Source organism: Streptomyces sp. AC550_RSS872 (assembly GCF_019049285.1).
GTDB lineage: Bacteria > Actinomycetota > Actinomycetes > Streptomycetales > Streptomycetaceae > Streptomyces.
In genome coordinates, this window is the sequence record NZ_JAGMUL010000005.1 from 152822 (window position 1) to 171153 (window position 18332).

Below are 18332 nucleotides of genomic sequence, written 5' to 3' on the forward strand. Positions count from 1 at the left end.
GCCCCGCTACCCGTCGACCTTCGACAACCGCGCCTCGGGGTTCCCCTCCGCGTCGCTCTCCGACTGGTACAGCAGGTCGTCGCCGGACGGTGTGATCCGGACGGTGTGCGGTTTCGGGTTGCAGCCGGCGTGGTTGGCCTTCCTCCCCACAGACGTCACGACGAGTTCCTTCGCCGTCACCTTCTTCAGGGTCAGTACGTCGTTGCAGGCGAGGCCGAGCAGGTCCGTCGCACGGAGGGTGCCCAACTCCTCGCCGACGGCGGCCTTGTGCACGGTGAGCCGGAAGGTACCGGCCGGCAGGGCACCGTTCAGTGCGCTGGCCTTGCCTTCCCAGGTTCCGACATAGCGGTCGGGTACGTCGCTTTCGACCGGTGCGCCGGAGACGCCGGCGTCCGGCGCCGCGGGCGTGGGGACATCGGAACCGGCGCTGGTGTCCTGTCCCCCGCCCGGCAGCAGCTCGAACACGAACACGGACCCCACCGTCACCGCGGCCAGCGCGCCCGCCACCGCGAGCGCCACGGTGCAGCTCAGCCGACGTCCACGGCCGCCCTCCCCCGGCGTCGAGGCCGCCGCGACCGAGAGGGACAGCTTCCCGGGCCGGTCGCCGGACACGGGGGACGTGTCCTGCGGTACGGCATCGCGCGGTTCGGGCACGGCGGCGGGCGGCACCGGCGCGGACGCACCGCCCACCGGCACCCCATCCACCGGCACCCCACCCACGGGCACCCCGGGCATCACCGGCGGCGGCCCGAACTCCCCCACCGTCGCCGCCCGGCTGAACGACACCGGCCCCGAGGCGACCTCCGCCCCGGTGTCGGCCGCATCCAGGTTCAGCAACTGCACCGCACTCCGACTGACCTGCTCCACCAGCCCACCCGGCAGCCACCCGCCCGCCACCAGCCGGGCCGCCCCGTCCGGAGCCAGCCGTCGCGCCAGCTCGGCCGGGGCGGGCCGCGCCCCGGGCTCCTTGGCCAGGCAGGCCTCCACCAGCTCGCGCACCTCGCCGGCCAGAGGACCGAGTTCGGGCTCCTCGTGCACGACCTTGTACAGCAGCGCCGCCGACGAGTCCCCGGGGAACGGCGGCTCGCCGGTCGCCGCGTACGCCAGCACCGCGCCCAGCGAGAAGACGTCCGCGGCTCCCGTGATGCCCTTGCCGAGGATCTGCTCGGGCGACATGTAGCCGGGGGAGCCGATGGAGACGCCGGTCGACGTCAGGGACGCCGTGCCGTCCGTGGCCCGTGCGATGCCGAAGTCGATCAGCAGGGGGCCGTCCAGGGTCAGCAGGACGTTCGACGGCTTCACGTCCCGGTGCACAAGACCCAGTTCGTGCACGGCCGCCAGCGCCTCGGCCAGTCCGGCGCCCAGCGCTCGTACGGAATGGGCGGGCAGCGCGCCCGAGTCCGCGACCGCGGCGGCCAGCGAGGGACCCGCCGCGTACCCCGTGGCCACCCACGGCACCGCCGCCTGCGGATCCGCGTCCAGCACGGGCGCCGTCCAGGCGCCGCCCACCCGCCGCGCGGCCTCCACCTCCCGGCGGAAGCGGGCGCGGAACTCCTCGTCCAGCGCGAAGTGCGGATGCACGATCTTGACGGCGACCGTACGGCCGCCCGCGCTGCGGCCCAGGTACACCCGGCCCATGCCGCCGGAGCCGAGCCGGCCGAGCAGCCGGTACGGTCCGACGGCGGTGGGCTCGTCAACTCCGAGCGGCTGCATCGGCGTCCACCCTTCCCCCGTACGGCTCCATACGCCGGTAAAACTCTCCAGCAGGTTAGTGCGCGAGCACCGCCGCCTTTACGGCTGGAGCAGATCCACCTTCACATCCGCCGGAAAACCCGTGGTCGGCCCCACCCTGCGCGCGAACTCCGCGACCGCCTCCAGCTGCGGGCGGCCGAAGCGGAAGTCGAGGGTCGTGAAGTACCGCTCCAGGATCCGCTCGTCGAAGGCCTCCCAGCGGGCCGCCTGTTCGGCGACCTTGCCGACCTCCTCCAGGGAGAGGTTGCGGGAGTCGAGGAAGGCCTCATGCACGGCGCGGGTGATGACCGGCTCGCGCTCCAGGTAGTCCCGGCGAGCCGCCCAGACCGCGAAGACGAAGGGCAGCCCGGTCCACTCCTTCCAGAGCGCGCCGAGGTCGTGCACTTCGAGGCCGTAGCGCGGGCCGTCGAGGAGGTTGGCCCGCAGCGCGGCGTCTCCGATGAGTACGGCCGCCTCCGCCTCCTGCATCATCAGGCTGAGGTCGGGCGGGCAGGTGTAGTAGTCGGGCTGGACGCCGTAGCGCTCGGCGAGCAGCAGCTGGGCCAGGCGGACCGAGGTGCGCGAGGTGGAGCCGAGGGCGACCCGGGCCCCGTCCAGCTCGTCCAGCGGCACCTGCGAGACGATCACGCAGGACATCACCGGGCCGTCGCAGCCGACCGCGATGTCGGGGAAGGCGACCAGGTCGTCGGCGTTGCGCAGGAACTCGACGAGAGTGATCGGCCCGATGTCGAGGTCGCCGCGCACCAGCTGCTCGCTGAGCTTCTCCGGGGTGTCCTTGGTCAGCTCGAAGTCGAGGAGCGTGCCAGTTCTCGCGAGCCCCCAGTACAGGGGCAGGCAGTTCAGGAACTGGATGTGGCCTACGCGCGGCCGGGTGCGAGAATTGTCCACATCGCGACAGTAGACCCCATGGGGTAGCGTGCAGCCTCCAGGGTCGTGACACCTCCGTCACAACTGCCCTTAACCCCCACCTCGTCAAGCCGACACGGGATCTTTCCGTCAAGCCGACACTCGATCTTCAAACATCCGAGTGACGTGATCTTGACCTCTATTGCTTTCGGCTGCCCGCGTGCTAGGCTCGCCGCAAGTTGCAGTTTGGTTTCCCTTGCAGTACAGAGCCTGCGGAGCATGTGACCGCGGGCTCTCGTCGTTTTCAGACGTATGCAGTTGTGCGGCATCTTGTTTTCACACTTGCAGGGTTCTGGAGCAGGGCAACCCTTTGGGCCCAAGGAGGGCTTATGGCTACCGGAACCGTGAAGTGGTTCAACGCCGAAAAGGGCTTTGGCTTCATCGCCCAGGAAGGCGGCGGCCCCGACGTCTTCGTTCACTACTCGGCGATCAACGCGAGCGGTTTCCGTTCGCTGGAGGAGAACCAGCAGGTCTCCTTCGACGTGACGCAGGGCCCGAAGGGTCCTCAGGCGGAGAACGTCACCCCGGTCTGAGTCTTCGGTCTCGGAGCCTGGTGCTTTGATCCGGAACAGATAGCAGTACCCAAGGAGCCCCGTGCCGCAAGGCAATGGGGCTCCTGCCTTTTCTCACACGTGCTGCATGACCAGCACGAACGTCGTCCCGGGCGCCAGCGCCTCGTACGAGTGCGGCACATCCCCGCGATACGACATGCAGTCTCCGGGCCCCAGGTCCACCTCCTCGCCCCGAGGCCCCGCCTTCACCCGCCCCGTGCCGACGATCAGATGCTCCACGCTCCCCGGAATGTGCGGCTCCGACTCACGGGCGGGGCCCGGTTCCGCGCGCACGTGGTAGAGGTCACGGCGCGCGCCGGGCGGGCTGGCCGACAGCAGGGTCGCCACGAAGTCCGCCCGCTCGGAGGCGACAGTGGGCCCCTCGCCCGCCCTGATCACCTGAACCGCCGGTGCCGGCGGCTCCACCAGCACGCTGAACGGCACACCGAGCGCGACCCCCAGCGCCCACAGCGTCTCCACGCCGGGATTGCCGCTGCCCGCCTCCAGCTGGGAGAGCGTGGACTTGGCGATCCCGGCCCGCTTGGCCAGTTCGGACAGGGACAGTCCGGCCCGCGTGCGCTCGCGCCGCAGCGAGACGGCGATCCAGGTGAGGGGCTCGCTCATGGGTTCACTTCCCGTCCTCGTTCGCTCTACGAGTACGTTCGTTCGCCTTGACGAACGAACGTGGCGTTGTTCATTCTGGAAAACATGCGTTCGCTACTCCGAACACCGATGATGGCACCTCTGGTGCGCGACAGCGCACTCGTCTGGCTGGCCAGCGGCGTCGTCGGCGTCTCCTTCGGCGCCGTCTCGGTGGCCGGCGGGCTGCCCGTGTGGGTGCCGGTGGTGATGTCGCTGGTCGTGTACGCGGGCTCGGCCCAGTTCAGCGCGGTCGGGGTGCTGCTCGCCGGAGGCGGGCCGGTGGCCGCCGCGGCGACGGGACTGTTGCTCAACACCCGCACGCTGGCCTTCGGCCTCGCCGTGGCGGACATCCTCGGCCGGGGCCGCCTCGCCCGGCTCCTCGGCGCGCATCTGGTGGCCGACGAGACGGTGGCCTTCGCCCTCGCCCAGTCGGATCCGGCGCGGCGGCGGGCAGCGTTCTTGATCTCCGGGCTCGGTCTGTTCGCCGTCTGGAACCTCGGCGTCCTGGCCGGCGCGCTGGCCGGCGACGCCCTGGGCGACACCGGCGCCTACGGCCTGGACGCGGCCTTCCCCGCCGTCCTCGTCGCCCTGGTGCTGCCCGCCCTGCGCGAGAATCCGGCCGTACGGCGGTGCGCGCTGCTCGGGGCCGCGCTGGCCCTGGCGGTGACACCCGCCGTCCCGGCCGGGGTGCCGGTCCTGGTGGCGCTGGCGGGGCTCGTCGGACACGGGCGCGGCAGGGGGCGTACGGCATGAGCGCGACGGTGGCCATGATCCTGACGCTGGCCGTCGGGACGTATGCCTTCCGGCTGGCGGGGCCGCTGCTGCACGACCGGGTGGCCCTTCCGCCACGGGTGCAGGAGCTGCTGTCGGCGGGCGCGATCGTCCTGCTGGTGGCCCTGTTGGTCACGGGCGCGCTGACCGAGGGCGGGGGTTTCGCGGGGTGGGCGCGGCCGGCCGGGGTGCTGGTGGCCGGCGTACTGGCCTGGCGGCGGGCGCCGTTCCCGGTGGTCGTGCTGGGCGCGGCGGGGGTCACGGCGGTGCTGCGGGCGATGGGGGTCGCATGAGGCGGCCTCATGGCAGGATCGCCCGATGGCCAGCAGTGATGAACAGGACAACCACGGGGAAGACGGCGCCGCTCCCGCCGACAACAAGCGGGCGAGGGGCCTTTCGGTCGGTCTCGCCCTCGGTACGAGTATCGGCCTCGTGCTCGGCATGACCGTCTTCGACAACCTGGGGCTCGGGCTTGCCCTGGGAATGGGCTTGGGCATCGCCGTCGGCGCCGCGATCGGTGTTGGCGGGATGCAGTCGGGTGACCGGCAGGACGGGGCCCCGTAGACGGCGGCCTTCGATAGGGTCCCCGGCCATGACCGATTCCGACTTCCTGACCGACACCCGCACCTTCTACGACGCCGTCGCCGAGGACTACGCGACCCTCTTCCAGGACGAACTCGCGAACCGGCCGCTGGAGCGGGCGCTGCTCCGCGTGTTCGCCGAACTCGTCGAGAGAAGCGGGGTCGGCGAGGACGGGCTGGTGGCCGACCTGGGGTGCGGTCCGGGGCGGACGACCGGGCGCCTCGCCTCGCTGGGGCTGAACGTGTTCGGGCTCGACCTGTCGGAGCGGATGATCGCGATCGCCCGCCGCGAGAACCCGGGGCTCCGTTTCGAGCAGGGCTCGATGCTGGACCTGGACCTCCCGGACGGCACGCTGGCCGGCGCCCTGTCCTTCTACTCCTCCATCCACACCCCCGTGGACCGGCTCCCGGCCCTCTTCGCCGAGTTCCACCGCGTCCTGGCGCCCGGCGCGCCCCTGCTCGTCGCCTTCCAGGCCGGCGCCGAACACCGTCACTACGACCAGCCCTGGGGCCACCCGGTCGCGCTCACCTTCCAGCGTCGCCGGCCCGAGGACATGGCCGGCCTGCTGGCGGCGGCCGGCTTCGCCCTGGTCTCCAGGACGGTCCGCGAGCCGGACCCCGCACTGGACGAAACGTCCCCGCAGGCGTTCCTGATCGCCCGCAAGCCCGCCGTCCAGGCCGGTTAGGAGGCGCAGGGGCCCATGAGCCCGGGGCTCAGAGGCTCAGAGGCTCAAAGGCTCCCGGCGATATCCCTCGCCGCGATGTACCCGAACGTCATCGCCGGGCCGATCGTCGAACCGGCCCCCGCGTAACTGTGGCCCATCACGGCGGCGCTCGCGTTCCCCGCGGCGTACAGGCCACGGATGACCGAGCCGTCCTCCCTCAGCACCCGCGCCCGCGCATCGGTGAGCAGGCCGCCCTTGGTGCCCAGGTCGCCCGGGACGATACGGAACGCGTAGTACGGGGGGAGCCAGAGGGGGGCCAGGCAGGAGTTCGGCAGGACGGAGGGGTCCGTGTAGTAATGGTCGTAGGCGCTGTCGCCCCGGTGGAAGTCGGGGTCCCTGCCGCGCCTTGCCTGGGAGTTGAAACGGTCCACGGTGGTGCGCAGGGCCGTTGCCGGGACGCCGATCGACGTGGCGAGCGCGTCCAGGGTCCAGGCCTTGTGCGCGGCGCCGGAGTCATACCAGCCGGCCGGGAAGGGCAGGGCCGGCAGGACGTCCTTGAAGAGATACCGGTTCCGGTAGTTCTGGTCGACGATCAGCCAGGACGGGATGGCGGAGCTGGTGTCCTGGACGTCGTACATGGTGTGGACGACATCGCTGTAGGGAGCGGCCTCGTTGACGAACCGTGCCCCGGCCGCGTTCACCAACAGGCCGCCGGGGAGGGTGCGTTCGGACAGGCAGAAGTACGGCTGGCCGGGGAGCGGGATCGCCGGGCCCCACCAGGCGTCGTCCATGAGGCCGAGGGCGGCGCCGAGCCGGTGGCCGGCCCGGATGCCGTCACCGGTGTTCTCCTTCGCGCCGACCGTCCAGTCCGTGCCGATGGGCCGGCGCTGGTAGTGCTCGCGCATCGCCGCGTTGTGCTCGAAGCCGCCCGAGCCGACGATCACGCCCCGGCGGGCGCGGACCAGGCCCGGCGCGCCGTCCCGGGTGACGACCGCCCCGCTCACGGCGCCGCCCTCGACGTACAGGTCGGTGAGCGGCGTGCCGAGCCACACCGGGACCCCGGCCGACCGCAGCCCCAGCCGCAGACCGGCCGCCAGCGACTGCCCCATGGTCAGCGGCTTCTCCCCGCGTAGCGCCGCCGCCGCACCCCGCGCCAGGCACTCCGCCGCCACCGCAGCCCCCTTGGCGTTCACCGCGGCCAGGGCCAGCCACTTGTAGTCGGCGCTGAAGACGACCATGCCGGCGGGCACGTCCATGTACGGCGGGTTCAGACGCGCCAGTTCGGCGCCGAGGAGCTTGCCGTCGAGCTGGTCGGGTTCGACGGAGCGGCCGTTCGGGAGGCCGCCGGGCAGTTCCGGGTAGTAGTCGCTGTAGCCCTCCATCCAGCGGAAGCGGAGGGGGCTGTTGGCCATGACGAAGGAGAGCATCGCCGGGCCGTGGGCGAGGAAGGCCCGCTGCCGCTCGACCGGGACGTCCGGGCCGACGACCGCGGCGAGGTACTCGGCGGCCTTCGCGGGGGTGTCCGGCACCCCGGCCGCGAGGATCACCGAGTTGTTCGGGATCCAGATCCCGGCCCCGGACCGCGCGGCGGACCCTCCGAAGGTGGGCGCCTTCTCCACCACCACACAGCTCAGCCCCTGCCTGGCGGCGGTCAGGGCGGCGGTCATGCCGGCGGCTCCGGAGCCGACGACCACGACGTCGTAGGTGCCGAGGACGGGCAGGTCGGCCGCTCGGGCCGCGGACGGGGCCGCGACGGTGAGTCCGAGGGCCGACACTGTGCCCGCGGCGCCCGCGGCGAGAACGTGTCTTCGAGAAGGGGTCACGCTGGAGGTCATGGAGGTACTCACGGAGGCCGCTCCCGCCTGGACGACGCCACGCTTCTGATGATGTGTCAGAAATGCGAATGTGACGCGGTGACCTTGTGAAGTCAAGTACAGGGTAGGCGAGTTGAGCTGTCCGCGTCGCGCCGACACGAGGCAGGGGCGGCTCGGGCGGCTAGTTCAGGCCGATCGCCGCGCAGTCCGCCGCGTACTCGGGGGTGCAGATCTGCTGGACGGTGTAGACGCCGTCCTGGATCACCGTCTCCTCGATGTTGCTCTTCGTGAGGGCGACCACCGGCACCAGCTGGGCCGGGATGCCCTCGTTGGTCGGGCTGTCGACCGAGTCCTGGGTGAGGGCGTCGAACTCGATGTCGCGGCCCTGGACCTTGTACACGGCCATCTTCGCGGCGTTGCCCGCCTCCAGCAGGAAGGACTTGTACACCGTCATGAACTGCTCGCCCGAGACGACCCGCTGCACCGCGTCCAGGTTCGCGTCCTGCCCGGTCACCGGCGGGATCTTGCTGACGCCCGCCTCCTTGAAGGCGTCGATGACGCCGTCCGCCAAGCCGTCGCTCGCCGAGTAGACGGCGGCGATGTTGTTCAGCCCGACGGAGGCGATCGCCTTCTTCATGTTGGCCTTGGCCACCTCGGGCGACCACTTGTCGGTGTCGTACCGCTTGACGATGTTCACCGCGCCCTCGAGCTCGTCGAGCGCGCCCTTCTTGACCAGGCCCGTGTTCGGGTCGGCGGGGTCGCCGTTCATCATGACGACCTTGCTGGACGCGGCCTTCGATCCGAGTTCCTCGACCAGGGAGCGGCCCTGCACCTCGCCGACGAGCTCGTTGTCGTGGGAGACGTAGGCGTCGATCGGCCCCTCCGCGAGACGGTCGTAGGCGATGACCGGGATGCCGGCGTCCTTCGCCTTCTGCACGTCCGACGCGATGCCCTTGGCGTCCAGCGCGTCCACCAGGATCACGTCGACCTGCTCGTCGATCATCTTCTGGAACTGCTCGCTCTGCCTGTCCGGGCTCGCTTCGGCGTTGGCGTACTCGACCTTGCCCTTGCCGTCGGTGAGGGTGCCGACCTCCTTCTTGATGAGCGGGTAGTCGAACTTCTCGAAGCGCGCCGTGTCCTTGTCGGGCAGCAGAAGACCCACCGTGATGTCGTCGCCCTTCTTCGGCGACGCGGAGCTGTCACCGCCCCCGATACCGTCGACGACACCGCACGCGGTGAGCGACAGCGCCGAGGCCGAGGCGGCGAGGGCTATCGCGATACGGCGTACGGCGGGGGTGTGGGGGGTTCGTGCGTTCACTTACTGGTGCCTTCCGAGCGGGGGGAGCGGCTGTGCTGACCTGGGTGGCGGCACACCCAGGTGGCGGTAGCCAACGCGGCATCGGTATGTCACGTCAAGCAGTTGTCATAACGAGATGGCAACCGTTTTCTGTACTCCCCAGTACCGACTGCTACTTCTCGTACAGCCCCTCGACGTCCGTCGCGAAGTCCCGCATGACCGCTTCCCTGCGCAGCTTCATCGACGGCGTCAGATGGCCGTCCCTCTCCGTGAAGTCCGCCGGGAGGATCGCGAAGCGGCGGATCGACTCGGGACGGGAGACGAGTTTGTTGGCCTCGTCGACGGCACGCTGGAGGATCGCCCTCAACTCGTCGTCGTTCACGAGGAGTTCCGCGGGAACGGGATGCTTGCCGTTCATCCGGCGCCAGTGGCTGACGCCGTCCATGTCCAGGGTGATCAGGGCGGAGACATAGGGGCGGCGGTCGCCGAGAACCATGCACTGGGAGATCAGGGGGTGCGAGCGCAGCCAGTTCTCCAGGGGTGCGGGGGCCACGCTCTTGCCGCCCGCGGTGATCAGGAGTTCCTTCTTGCGGCCGGTGATCGTGAGGTAGCCCTCGTCGTCGAGGGCGCCGATGTCGCCCGTCGGCAACCAGCCGTCCGCCGCCGCCGGGACCACGCCGCCCGCCGCCGGGTCCCAGTAACCGCGCAGCACCTGGTCGCCGGCGATGAGGATCTCGCCGTCCGCGGCGATACGGACACGGGTGCCGGGCAGGGGCCAGCCCACCGTGCCCAGGCGGGGCTTCAGGGGCGGGGTGACGGTCGCGGCGCCGGTCGTCTCGGTCAGGCCGTAGCCCTCGTAGATCTCGATGCCCGCGCCGGTGTAGAACGCGGCCAGGCGGCGGCCGAGCGGTGAACCGCCGCAGATCGCGTACCGCACACGGCCGCCCATGGCGTTGCGGATACGGCGGTAGACCAGCGGGTCGTAGAAGGCGCGGGCCGTCTTGAGTGCCGTGCCCGGGCCGACTCCCGTGCCGGCCGCGCGTGCCTCCATCGCCTCGCCGTAGCGCTCGGCCACGGACGCCGCACGGTCGAAGGACGACACCCGGCCGCCCGCCTCGGCCTTGGCACGGGCTGCGTTGAAGACCTTCTCCAGCATGTAGGGGATGGTCAGCAGGCAGGTGGGCCGGAACGCCGCCAGGTCCGGCAGCAGGTCCTCCGCCTTCAGGCTGGGCGCGTGGCCCAGCCTGACCCTGGCCCGGATGCAGGCCACCGCCACCATGCGTCCGAAGACGTGCGACATGGGCAGGAAGAGCAGCACCGAGGCCTCTTCGCTCGTCCTCGCCTTGAAGATCGGGTAGAGGAGCTCGATCGCGTTGTCGACCTCGGCGAAGAAATTGCCGTGCGTCAGCGCGCAGCCCTTGGGGCGGCCCGTGGTGCCCGAGGTGTAGATGAGCGTCGCGAGCGTGTCCGGCACCAGCATGCCGCGCCGTACGCTCACCTCCCCGTCCGGCTGCTGCCTGCCGTGCTCCGCCAGCCGCTCCACATGGCCCTTCTCCATCACCCACAGGTGGCGCAGGTCGGGCACGCGGTCCAGTTCGGGCCCGAGGGCGGCCGCCTGCGCCGCGGTCTCCGTGACCAGGGCCACCGCGCCGGAGTCCTGGAGGATCCAGCGGGTCTGGAAGACGGAGGAGGTGGGGTAGACGGGCACCGTGACGAGACCGGCCGCCCACGCGCCGAAGTCGAGGAGCGTCCACTCGTACGTCGTGCGCGCCATGACGGCGATCCGGTCGCCCGGGGTCAGCCCCTCGGCGACCAGCCCCTTGGCCACCGCCTGCACCTGCTCGGCGAACTCCGCCGCCGTCACGTCCGACCACTGCCCGTCCCCGCCCCGGCGGCTGAGGACCACCGCGTCGGGAGCCGCGGCCGCGTTGTCGAAGGGCAGGTCCGCGAGCGAGCCGTGGGTGACCGGCGGCGCGAACGGCGGTACGTACGCCTCCCGTACGGCACCGTCCAGTCGCCGTGTCTCGGGCTGCACCAGGTTCGGTCCCGGAGCGTCGTCGAAGGCGGCCGACGGGGCGAAGGAGGGAAGCGGGGTGGACACGGGCGGCTCCTGCGGCGGGCGTGCAGCGTGGAAACTGCTTGCTGCATGACGTACGTACCTCGCGCACCGTGGCGTTCACCTGCGGAGGCATGCGGAGGCCTGCGGAAACGGGTTACCGCTGGTTAGGCAGGAGATCGTACGGCTCCCGCGTGTGGGGGTTGTGCGGGTTCGGCGGCGGTACGGAGCCGGGTATGTGCAACGTCGGGGGTTATGTGAGAGCCCCTCAGCTTCGTCTCACCTTCTCCTTACCCTCGCTCCAGAACCGCCGTCACGCCCTGCCCGCCGGCCGCGCAGACGGAGATCGGCCCGCGTCCCGAACCGCCCTTCTCCGCAAGCGACTTCGCGAGCGACGCCACGATCCGCGCTCCCGGTCGCGGCGAAAGGGTGGCCGGTGGCCAGGGAGGATCCGTTCGCGTTCAGACGGGCACGGTCCACGGGGCCGAGCCCCCGCTTCTCCGAGTCCGGTGCGCTCCAGCATCCGGGGCACCGCGTACGCCGGAGCCTTCAGCAGCCCGTCCTCGCCGCCCGCGACATCACCCCGCACGAAGTCCGCGGCGGCCGTCTCGTACGCGGTGAGATACGCAAGCGGTTCCAGCCCCCGCCGCTCGGCCCACTCCTCGCCTGCCAGCAGGACGACCGCCGCCCCGTCCGTCCCGGCTGGAGGCGGTGGCGTACGGGCCGTCGGAGCGGGCGAACGGGACGCGGGTGCCGGCGATGACCGCGACGCGCCGTGCCGCCGGTGGTTTCACGGGGCTCATCTCCACCCACTCCTCACGTCACCATGGCCTTACCTCGGGTAACCTTACTCCGGAGTCAGCACCGGAGCAGCACTGGGAGTGGTACATGGCCGACCGCTATCTGACCTTCACCGGCACGGCGCCCGGCCGCCTCCTGACCCGCCGTCTGGGGTTGCCGCAGCCGGCCGCGCTGAAACGCTGGTCACCGCAGCGGCCCGCGCTGGAGGGCGACCGGCTGCTGCTCACGGCCGGCAAGTCGGAGCTGGAGCCGGCGGACACGGGCCTTGACCTGACGGCGTCCGCCGAGAAGCCGGGCGCCGTGCTCCTGGACGCCACCGGGGTGCGGGACGTGGAAACGCTCGCCGAGGTGCACGCCGCCCTCCAGCCCGTCGTACGGTCCGTCGCCGAGAGCGGCCGGATCGTCGTCCTCGGCGCGCCCCTCGACGCCGCCGACCACCACCAGGCGGCAGTTCAGCAGGCCCTGGAGGGCTTCACGCGCTCGCTCGGCAAGGAGATCGGGCGCGGCAGGACCGTTAACCTCGTACGGCTGACGGACGCCCGTGCAGCCGGGCCGACCCTGCGCTTCCTCCTCTCCCCCAGGTCGGCGTACGTCAGCGGCCAGGTGATCGAGGTCGGCGCGTACGACGAGAGCGGAGCTCCCGCCGACCCCGACCGCCCCCTCACCGGCCGCACCGCCCTCGTCACCGGCGCCGCGCGCGGCATCGGTGAGGCGGTCGTCGAGACGCTGGCCAGGGACGGCGCCCGGGTCGTCGTACTCGACGTCCCCCAGGCCGAACAGGACGCCCTGCGCGTGGCCGACCGGCTCGGCGGCACCGCCCTCGCGCTCGACATCACCGCCCCCGACGCCGGTGAGCGCATCGCCGCAGCGCTGCCGGACGGGCTGGACGTCCTGGTCCACAACGCCGGGATCACCCGGGACCGGCGCCTGGTCAACATGCCCGCCGAACGCTGGAGTTCGGTGCTCGACGTCAATCTCGCGAGCGTGCTGCGCACGACGGACGCCCTGTTGGAGAGCGGGACGCTGCGGCGGGGCGGACGGATCGTGGCGACGGCGTCGATCGCGGGGCTGGCGGGGAACGCCGGGCAGACCAACTACGGCGCGAGCAAGGCGGGCATCGTCGGTCTGGTCCGCGCCCTCGCGCCGCGTGCACTCGCCGAGCACGGGGTGACGGTCAACGCGGTCGCACCCGGCTTCATCGAGACCAGGATGACCGCCGCGATCCCCCTGTTCATCCGTGAGGCGGGCCGCCGCATGAACTCCCTCGCGCAGGGCGGACTGCCCGTCGACGTCGCCGAGACGACGGCGTGGCTGGCACACCCGGGGTCGGGCGCGGTCAACGGGCAGGTCGTCCGAGTGTGCGGCCAGAGCCTGCTGGGGGCCTGATGACGAACGCTACCGTCCTGACCGGTCCCCCCTCCCTGCCGGGGCTGCTCGCCCGGGGCGCTGTGCTCTCCCCCTTCAAACGACCCCGCCCCGACGCCGAGTTCCCGCGGACCCGGCTCGTCCTGCCCGGCCTGCGCGTCGACCTGGCCCGGCTCGCCGGCTACGAGCGGGTCTGCGGCTTCGCGACCGGCGACGACGCACTGCCGATCACCTATCCGCATGTCCTCGGCTTCCCGCTGGCGATGCGGCTGATGAGCACCCGGGAGTTCCCGCTGCCGCTGCTCGGCCTCGTCCACACCCACATCGGCATCACCCGGCACCGGCGGCTGACGGCGACGGGCACGTACGAACTGTCCGTGCACATCGACGGGCTGGTGCCGCACCGCAGGGGAACCGAGGCCGTCGTGGTCACCGAGGTGCGGGAAGGAGAGGCCGTCGTATGGGAGTCGCGGAGCAGGTACCTCGCCCGGCACCGCACGGACGGACACCGCGGCGAGACGTCCGGTGCCGCCGGGACGTCGCAGGCGCAGGGGGCGGCGGAAACGTCCGAGGCGCCGGAAGCTCCCAAGCCGCTCCCCGCGGTCGCCGACTGGCGCCTCGCCGGGGACGTCGGCCGCCGCTACGGCGCCGCCTCCGGTGACCGCAACCCCATCCATCTCCACCCCCTCACCGCCCGGCTGTTCGGCTTCCCGCGCGCCATCGCGCACGGCATGTGGACGGTGGCCCGCTGTCTCGCCGCGCACGGCCTGCCGGAACGGGCCCTGGTGGAGGCCGAGTTCAGGACACCCGTGCTGCTGCCGGGGACGGTCACCTACGCGGCGGAGGGTGGGCGCTTCGAGCTGCGGGGCACCAAGGAGCGCGTCCACGTGGCCGGGGAGGTCTACCCGCTCGCCTCGTGAGCGGCGGCCGACGGCGCCCCGGCCGGGGGTGACCAGGGCCGGCCGGCCATGAGGTTGCCCAGGCCTGCCCAGGAGAAGTTCATGAGGGTCGCCGCCGCCTCTCGCGCCGTCACCCCGGGCGTGGCATTGGCCCAGTCCGCCAGAGACTCGGCGGCTCCGACCAGCGCTTCGGCGAGCCCTGCGACCTCGCTCTCGGGCAGGTCGGGGTCGCGATGGGCCTCCCGCGCGGCCGCGAGGATCAGCTGCGTCACGAACGCGACGATCTCCGCGCGCATCGCGGCGACCTCGGAGGCGAACGGCTCCCCATGGGTGCGGGCGTGCAGATGCAGGACGGCCCAGCCGTCCGGGTTCTGCGCGGTGTGCGTGAAGAACGCACCGAGCCCTTCCCAGAGTTGGCGGTCGGCGGGCGCGTCCCGCCGGACTCCGGCACGGACGGCCTCGGTGAGCGCGGCGGCCTCCCGCCGGATGCAGGCCGAGAAGAGGTCTTCCTTCGAGTTCAGATACAGGTACACCAACGGCTTGGAGACGCCCGCGAGTTCGGCGATCTCGTCCATCGACGCGGCCATGTACCCCCGTCGGCCGAAGGTTCGCACGGCGGCGTCCAGCATCTGCTGCTCACGGACGGCGCGCGGCATCCGCTTGGTCTTCACGGCACCCATGCCGATCAGCGTACGGGCCGGGAGGGGCGATCCCACCCGGCCCGCCACACATCGCCGCCTACACGAACGGCTACTCGTCGCCTCTCGCGTCGTCCGCGAACCGCGCCACCTGGTCGATCAACGGCCGCGCGTCGCCCGACGGCAGCGCCGTCAGCCGGGGCAGCAGCTGCGCGGTGAGCAGGGTGGACAGGGCCGAGGTGTCCGCGCCGGAACCGTCGGTCCGTACGACCACCGGCTGCGGGGCCTTCCCGGCGAGGTTCGCGCCCACTTCCAGGCGGCGCCGGGCCAGTTCGTACTGAAGGACCGCGCGGTTGTCGCGGTAGGCCTTGGCGAGGGCACGCTGGGCGCGGGCCTCGTTCTCGGCGGCGATCAGGCCGCTGCGGCCCCGCGTCTCGATCTCGAACCGCACCCGCTGGGCGTTGGTCTCCTGCTGCTCCAGAAGCTGGGCGACCTCCTCGCGGGCCCGGTTCAGCGCGGCCCTGACCTCGACGATCCGGGCGTCCCGCACCTTCTTGGCCCGCTCGATGTCCATGCCCAGCTGGTCGATGCGGCGCTTGCGGATGAGGCCCCACTCCTGGTCGTACGCCGTGCGCTCCTTGGCGACCCGCTCCCGGGTGGCCAGGTGCTGCTGGTACTGCGCCGGCAGCTGCACGTCCGGGATGTTGGAGCCGGTGATGCGTACGCCGTAGCCGGACAGCTGGCGGTTGAGCAGCTCCTGCATGTCGGCCACGTCCGAGCCGCGCAGGTCGTAGGCGCGCTCGGTGCGCATCTTGCGGGCGCGCTGGCGGATCGCGTCCTGCACGGCGCTGGAGAGCACCAGGTCGAAGTTGCCCGCGCCGATCGTGCGGACGAACAGCACGGCGTCGGTGATGCGGAACTTCAGGAAGAACTCGATGGAGCGCAGCGGCACGTTCTCCTGCGTCGGGCAGGCCATCACCGGTGCGGAGTACGGGATCTCGGTGGCTGTGTCGACCACGTAGTCGACCCGGGACCACGGGTGCCACAGGTAGTGGCGGCCGGCATCCAGGGTGCGGACGACGGCGCCGTAGCGGGTCAGCACGCCGTTGGTGCCCTGCTCGATCTCGACGATCGAGGAACGCCACCACCACAGCGCGCCGATCAGCAGCAGCACCACGCCGCCGACGTAGGAGAGGGTGGCGAGGGTGCCGTAGGCGAGATCCCCGGCGACCGACTCGGACTCCGCCGCGCCCAGCGTCAGCATCACGCCCATGAGCAGGGCGTAGACGCCGAGCCACAGCGGCAGCATCCACCACAGGCGGCGCCGGTGGCGGGGGATGATGACCGGGATCAGGGTGTCGGCCTCGCCGCCGCGCAGCAGTCGCGCGATGTCGCTCCAGGGGGCGACCTTCTCGGAGATGACCGACCGACGGTGGCCGGAACGGGCGGTGCTCACTGGTCGGCCTCCTCGGAGACGTTGGAGCTGTCTGAGCTGTCGGAGCTGTCGGTCGCTGCGGCCTGGTCGCGCTGGTCGGGGACCTGCGGCACCGTCGGCCGGTCCGCGGCCAGCAGCGCGCCGATCTCCGCCTCGCGCGAGGCGATCCGCTCGGACACCTCGGCGAGACGCGCCCGCACGGCGGCCATGTCCTCGTCGGTGAACAGTTCCGTCCCGCGCTCGCCGATCAGCTCGCGGGCCAGCTCCAGGAAGTCGATCCCCGCGTCCGCCGAGCCGCCGATACGGACCAGGCGGGGCAGATGGTCGGCGACCTGCTCCAGGGTGTCCAGCACCTGCTGCTGGTAGCGGTACTCCAGGATCTCCGGTGCCTCCGCGGCGGTCACCGCGCGGATGTCGAGAGCCTGGGCCTCCAGCAGGGCCGCGTTGGCCTTGGCCTCCGACTCGGCCTGGACGTAGCGCTGCCGGGCGAGGGCCTCGGCGCGGTTGGTCTCGCGCTCCACGGCCGTGTCCATCTGCGCCTGGTACTGGGCGATGTCGGCCTGGATCGCGGACAACGTCTCCTGGCTGGAGGCGAGTTCCCGGGTGAGGTCACCCTCGTCCTGCTCCTTGCGGAGCTGGAGCGCGTACTCGTGTGTGTACGCCTCCTTGGCCACCCGCACCATCTCGGGCGCCGCCAGGTCCATGCGGTAGCGCTGGTCGGAGGGCTCGGCGTGGGTGATGTTGGCGTTGGTCAGCTCGACGGCCGGGCGGAACTGCTGATTGAGCAGGTCCAGCAGGCGGCCGGTGTCCTCGCCGACCATGTCGTAGATGCCGGCGGCTTCCTGCTCGTAGACGAGGGTGCGGATCGTCTCGCTCACCGCGTTGCTCAGCTTCTCCTCGAAGCCGCGCACCGCGCCCAGGGTGTAGACGAATTCGGTCGGGTCGCTGATCCGGAACTGGATGAACAGGTCGATCGACGCCTTCACGCCGCCCTTGGTCGGTGCCTCGCGCACCGGCGCGTTGAACGGGTACTCGATCGTGGTGTTGACGATGTACGACACCCGCTTCCACGGGCTCAGCAGCACGATCCGGCCGGGGCCGACGACCTTCTCCAGCTTGCCGAAGCGGGTGATCAGCGCCTGGCAGCCGTCCGGCACCATGACCATGCCCTGGCGCCACCACACGAAGGCGGCGGCGAGCAGGGCGATGAGCCAGGAGTGCACGCCGAACAGCGGGTTGGTCAGCACGTCGGCACCGGAGGACCCGACGATGGCCGCGCCCACCAGGCTCAGCACGAGCAGCGTCAGCACCGGCAGCATGGAGACGATGGAGCGGCCCTTGGGGATCACCATCGGGCAGATGGCGTGCACCACCTCGCCGCCCTCGCGCACCTGCTCGCTGCGGCCGAGCGCCTCACCGGCCTCGTCCAGCGGCACCGTCTTCTGCCGCATGACGGTGGCGGTGGATCCGCCCTGCTCCCGGGCGGCCAGGAAGTCGGCCGGGTCGATGGCCCAGCCCTGCGCGTCGTACTCCTCGCCGCCTTCGCGTGACCTGCGTCCGCCGGCCTGCCGCTGTAGTTCCTCCTGCGCGGCCTTCCGCGGATCGGTGCCGGAGGCGACGGCCTCGGCGACGCGTCGTGCGCCCTGTTTGGCGCGCGCTCGTGCCACGGTTCCCCCTTGTGTTGCGATGCCCGTTGGATGCGGGTCCTACTGGTGATACACCGGTCGGGCCGATGTGGTTCCAGTCATCCCACATCATGATCCGGACAAAGGTAAGGGGGTGCCCCGCACAGTTACCGATCGGTATCGCTGCCGGGACCCGGAAGCGTGCCCCGTCAGGGACCGGGAGGGACTAGGAGGAAGCCCGGCCCTGCGCCCGGGTCGCCTCGTCGGCCACGTCGTCCTCCTGGCTGCGGTTGGCCTCCAGGTTGGCCTTCACGCGGTCGACCTTCTGCACGATCTGAACGGACGCGCGGTCACGTTCCTTGCGCAGGACGACGAAGCTGATCGGGGCCGAGATCAACAGGGCGAGCAGGACGACCCACATGCCGTTGGAATCGCCGAGGCCGCGCGGTGCGACGCCGGAGTAGACGAGGCCCCAGACGACCACGAGGCAGCCCGCGAAGATCCCGAGGCGCATCAGTGTGTAGCGGAGCATCT

At 71.5% G+C, this 18332-nt stretch carries 17 protein-coding genes and 1 pseudogene; 7 read left to right on the top strand and 11 right to left on the bottom strand.

Translation table 11 applies throughout. The features are described from left to right. Nucleotides 1–6 precede the first annotated feature (6 nt). Nucleotides 7–1713, bottom strand: a complete 1707-nt coding sequence (locus tag KUM44_RS02055) for a serine/threonine-protein kinase (protein WP_217205800.1) — start codon at nucleotides 1711–1713, stop codon at nucleotides 7–9. A gap of 78 nt (nucleotides 1714–1791) precedes the next feature. Then, nucleotides 1792–2640 (bottom strand): menaquinone biosynthetic enzyme MqnA/MqnD family protein, encoded by an 849-nt coding sequence (locus KUM44_RS02060; protein ID WP_217205801.1) that lies wholly within the window; start codon nucleotides 2638–2640, stop codon nucleotides 1792–1794. Between the two features lie 347 nt (nucleotides 2641–2987). Between KUM44_RS02060 and KUM44_RS02065 the strand changes: the two genes are divergently transcribed. Then, nucleotides 2988–3191, top strand: a complete 204-nt coding sequence (locus tag KUM44_RS02065; RefSeq protein ID WP_003992177.1) for a cold-shock protein — start codon at nucleotides 2988–2990, stop codon at nucleotides 3189–3191. A 93-nt stretch (nucleotides 3192–3284) separates the two neighbouring features. On the opposite strand, the gene KUM44_RS02070 is transcribed toward KUM44_RS02065, so the two are convergent. After that, nucleotides 3285–3833 carry a helix-turn-helix domain-containing protein gene (locus tag KUM44_RS02070; protein WP_217205802.1) on the bottom strand — a complete coding sequence of 183 codons (549 nt, stop codon included), beginning with the start codon at nucleotides 3831–3833 and terminating at the stop codon, nucleotides 3285–3287. A gap of 84 nt (nucleotides 3834–3917) precedes the next feature. Between KUM44_RS02070 and KUM44_RS02075 the strand changes: the two genes are divergently transcribed. From KUM44_RS02075 to KUM44_RS02090, 4 genes are read left to right on the top strand one after another with little or no spacing between them, the layout of a single operon-like run. Continuing rightward, complete coding sequence (locus KUM44_RS02075; protein ID WP_217205804.1) at nucleotides 3918–4604, top strand: AzlC family ABC transporter permease; 687 nt, start codon at nucleotides 3918–3920, stop codon at nucleotides 4602–4604. Next, on the top strand, nucleotides 4601–4915 hold the full coding sequence (locus tag KUM44_RS02080) for an AzlD domain-containing protein (RefSeq protein ID WP_217205805.1): 315 nt from the start codon (nucleotides 4601–4603) through the stop codon (nucleotides 4913–4915). The genes KUM44_RS02075 and KUM44_RS02080 overlap by 4 nt, the downstream gene beginning before the upstream one ends. Before the next feature lie 25 nt (nucleotides 4916–4940). Then, nucleotides 4941–5186, top strand: a complete 246-nt coding sequence (locus KUM44_RS02085) for a hypothetical protein (RefSeq protein ID WP_217205806.1) — start codon at nucleotides 4941–4943, stop codon at nucleotides 5184–5186. A 28-nt stretch (nucleotides 5187–5214) separates the two neighbouring features. After that, nucleotides 5215–5889 carry a class I SAM-dependent methyltransferase gene (locus KUM44_RS02090; protein WP_217205807.1) on the top strand — a complete coding sequence of 225 codons (675 nt, stop codon included), beginning with the start codon at nucleotides 5215–5217 and terminating at the stop codon, nucleotides 5887–5889. A 44-nt stretch (nucleotides 5890–5933) separates the two neighbouring features. Here KUM44_RS02090 and kstD read toward each other — a convergent pair whose 3' ends face one another. The 4 genes and pseudogenes from kstD to KUM44_RS02110 all read right to left on the bottom strand — a co-directional run. Further along, nucleotides 5934–7703, bottom strand: a complete 1770-nt coding sequence (gene kstD, locus KUM44_RS02095; protein ID WP_217205887.1) for a 3-oxosteroid 1-dehydrogenase — start codon at nucleotides 7701–7703, stop codon at nucleotides 5934–5936. Nucleotides 7704–7863: 160 nt separating this feature from the next. After that, a complete protein-coding gene (locus tag KUM44_RS02100; protein ID WP_217205808.1) occupies nucleotides 7864–9000 on the bottom strand; it encodes a sugar ABC transporter substrate-binding protein in 1137 nt (378 codons plus the stop codon). A gap of 151 nt (nucleotides 9001–9151) precedes the next feature. Beyond that, nucleotides 9152–11080: a long-chain fatty acid--CoA ligase gene (locus tag KUM44_RS02105; protein WP_217205809.1), complete on the bottom strand. Its 1929-nt coding sequence runs from the start codon at nucleotides 11078–11080 to the stop codon at nucleotides 9152–9154. Nucleotides 11081–11325: 245 nt separating this feature from the next. Continuing rightward, nucleotides 11326–11771 (bottom strand): annotated as a pseudogene (locus KUM44_RS02110) (acetyl-CoA C-acyltransferase); the annotation flags it as partial. A 152-nt stretch (nucleotides 11772–11923) separates the two neighbouring features. Here KUM44_RS02110 and KUM44_RS02115 point away from each other — a divergent pair. Further along, nucleotides 11924–13222 carry a 3-oxoacyl-ACP reductase gene (locus KUM44_RS02115; protein ID WP_217205810.1) on the top strand — a complete coding sequence of 433 codons (1299 nt, stop codon included), beginning with the start codon at nucleotides 11924–11926 and terminating at the stop codon, nucleotides 13220–13222. Further along, nucleotides 13222–14121: a MaoC/PaaZ C-terminal domain-containing protein gene (locus tag KUM44_RS02120; protein ID WP_217205812.1), complete on the top strand. Its 900-nt coding sequence runs from the start codon at nucleotides 13222–13224 to the stop codon at nucleotides 14119–14121. The genes KUM44_RS02115 and KUM44_RS02120 overlap by 1 nt, the downstream gene beginning before the upstream one ends. Here KUM44_RS02120 and KUM44_RS02125 read toward each other — a convergent pair. The 4 genes from KUM44_RS02125 to KUM44_RS02140 all read right to left on the bottom strand — a co-directional run bounded on the left by KUM44_RS02125 (nucleotide 14103) and on the right by KUM44_RS02140 (nucleotide 18330). Next, a complete protein-coding gene (locus KUM44_RS02125; RefSeq protein WP_217205813.1) occupies nucleotides 14103–14780 on the bottom strand; it encodes a TetR/AcrR family transcriptional regulator in 678 nt (225 codons plus the stop codon). The genes KUM44_RS02120 and KUM44_RS02125 overlap by 19 nt on opposite strands. Before the next feature lie 70 nt (nucleotides 14781–14850). Beyond that, nucleotides 14851–16194, bottom strand: coding sequence for an SPFH domain-containing protein (locus tag KUM44_RS02130; protein WP_217205814.1), 1344 nt, complete (start codon nucleotides 16192–16194; stop codon nucleotides 14851–14853). After that, on the bottom strand, nucleotides 16191–17840 hold the full coding sequence (locus KUM44_RS02135; RefSeq protein ID WP_217205815.1) for an SPFH domain-containing protein: 1650 nt from the start codon (nucleotides 17838–17840) through the stop codon (nucleotides 16191–16193). The genes KUM44_RS02130 and KUM44_RS02135 overlap by 4 nt, the downstream gene beginning before the upstream one ends. A gap of 184 nt (nucleotides 17841–18024) precedes the next feature. Further along, entirely contained in the window at nucleotides 18025–18330 is a 306-nt protein-coding gene (locus tag KUM44_RS02140) for a DUF4229 domain-containing protein (RefSeq protein ID WP_217205816.1), read from the bottom strand. Nucleotides 18331–18332 lie beyond the last annotated feature (2 nt).